1 protein-coding gene is annotated in these 1621 nt (G+C 65.3%); it reads left to right on the top strand.

All coding sequences use genetic code 11. The features are described from left to right. Positions 1 to 325: 325 nt before the first annotated feature. A complete protein-coding gene (locus tag ACFYL4_RS27315; protein ID WP_387522237.1) occupies positions 326 to 604 on the top strand; it encodes a hypothetical protein in 279 nt (92 codons plus the stop codon). Positions 605 to 1621 lie beyond the last annotated feature (1017 nt).

Below are 1621 nucleotides of genomic sequence, written 5' to 3'. Positions count from 1 at the left end.
GCGCCGTCCGTCTGCTGGCCGCAGGGCTCGGCGCCCCGGTCACCGTCGTGCAGACCCGAGGCCGTAGGCCGGACCTCCGCCCGCGCTGGATCACCTCCTGGGCGTGGTCCTGGGCCGCAGGGCCCCGTTCCTCCCGGCCACTGGGGGCGGTCACTGGGCCGCAGGCCGTGCCACTGGGGGCCGCAGTCGCGCAGTGGCACAGTCATGCAGTCAGGCGTTTGACCTGGGAAAACACCCGAGCCTCATTCCGAATTGGCATGGTCATGACATTTTGGTATGGTGGTGTTCGTAGCCGCAGGACCGACCCACCCGAAGGGCCCACACCATGTTCGTCAACATCCAGCACTGCCGCATCCGCACCATCGCCACCATGACCACCACCGCCCGCCACCAGGTGGAGGACCTGCGCCGCGCCCTGCACACCTACTACGACATCTACGCCCAGGTCACCCCCACCCGCGTCACCCTCCTCGTAGAGGGCGCCCACGACTACCCGGCCACCCAGCGCGCCGAGGCGATCGCTGACACCCTCACCCTCCGAGGACTCACCGCCCACGCCCATGAGGACCGCGTGACCCTGCCACTCCACACCTGGGAGTACTGACCCCTCCCAACAGCCCGAGGGCCCCGCTACCCCCCAGGGGAGCGGGGCCCTCGGCGTTCCCCCACCCCTCGATCACCGCAGGGGCCGCGCCCACCCCTCGATCACCGCAGGGGCCGCGCCCACCCCTCGATCACCGCAGGGGCCGCGCCCACCCCTCGATCACCGCAGGGGCCGCGCCCACCCCTCGATCACCGCAGGGGCGGTTCGTCTCTAGCGTCCGGATCAATCGTTTTGCCCGATCCCATTATCCATTCAGGCACACATTATCAATTCCCTAAATGGCCAGAGTAATAAGCGCCCTCAAGAATGGCTATTCTCAGAGACTTGACCGACCTTGACCTGACCTTGACCCGGGCCACCCGCCCATACTCGGTGCCATTCACCAGCACCCCAGACCCTCCCGTCACTGTCCGGGACCACCCAGGGCCGCAGGCCCCCACTGGGACCCGGAGAGGAGCCCCGAAGGGCTCAGAGCCACCCGGGAGAGCGCCCAGAGGCATGTTCCCGTTCCTGTTCCGGTTCTGTTCCGGTTCTCTGCGGGGAACCGGAACATCCAGAACACGCTCTGACCTGCGACGATACAGACCATGTTCCCGATGTTCCCGATGTTCCCGTTCTCCCGGGAGGACCCCCTCAGAAAAGTGCACACAGACAGGGGCCCGAGGAGCGCCGCAGGCGGTCCGACGCCCTCAGACCAAGAAGACACCGACCCAGAAACACCCCCAGGAAAAGGAATTAAAGAATGGCAGAGGTGGAAATGGAATAAGAAAGCCTTTACAATACTACCCAGGGTCAAGATACGGTCACGCGTAGCGAACGACCGAAGGGAGGTAGCGGAGAGTGACAGGGCGAAGGGCTAACAGAAAGGATCAGATTTGTCAAATAACACGTTTTCGCAGGTCAGAGGACTGCAAGGGGGAGCGACTACCCACCCCTGACCTCCGAAGGAGGTCACATAACGTAAGGTTCCCCCGAAGGGGGGACTCCCGCGCCTGCGGCGCGGGGTGACCCCACGGA

The sequence above is a fragment of the Nocardiopsis sp. NPDC006938 genome, assembly GCF_042869555.1.
In the GTDB taxonomy this organism is placed as follows: domain Bacteria; phylum Actinomycetota; class Actinomycetes; order Streptosporangiales; family Streptosporangiaceae; genus Nocardiopsis.
This window is presented reverse-complemented; position numbering and strand designations above follow the sequence as displayed.